This window comes from Stenotrophomonas sp. P5_B8 (genome assembly GCF_054049855.1).
On sequence record NZ_JBFULO010000863.1, the window covers coordinates 1 to 602 of the forward strand.

Below are 602 nucleotides of genomic sequence, written 5' to 3' on the forward strand. Positions count from 1 at the left end.
TCGCTAGACATCCAAGCAGCCAAGCGTTGAGCTGCCAAAGGCTTTTGCGTGGAAGCCGCACAGCCGCGCAGGCCGCGATAGTGTTGCTACACAACTGCCTCACAATGACACTTTCGGAGAAGCCGCCAGTCATCCGCCGCGCTGCTATTGCCTTGAAGACATGTTTCTTGTCCTGGCTAAAGACCATGATCGAACTGCGATGCACGGGATCGATGTCATCGAACGCTGAGGGAGAGCTGACAGTAAGTAGGTCGTCGCGGAGTACCAAGTTGGTCTGATGATAACGGGATCCAAGGACCTCTTCGGCACGCCAAATCCTTAAACTTTTGCGGTGGTAGTTCGCCGGAGGAAGTCGGATGGGGGTGGCGAGGACTCCCCATAGCGCCGTACAAACGATTTGGTCGTTCTTTACTCGGCCAACATCGCTCAGGTAGGCAGAGCGGAATGTGATCTCCTTGAGCTTGTCGACATCGTCCGGAGAGCAAATGTCCCTCGCGTTGGCGGCGAGCCGTGCCGCTGCCTGGCTGTTAGAAGCAATTGCCTCGATCTGAGCCACCGCGCGCGCTGCGACTCGTTCGGCGCTTTCGCTGTCGTAGTAGTAG

At 57.0% G+C, this 602-nt stretch carries 1 protein-coding gene; it reads right to left on the reverse strand.

The window, feature by feature from the left end:
* Nucleotides 1–602, reverse strand: a 602-nt coding sequence (locus tag ACXJKH_RS21880) for a CSS-motif domain-containing protein (protein ID WP_457322534.1), incomplete at both ends; no start/stop codon positions are given.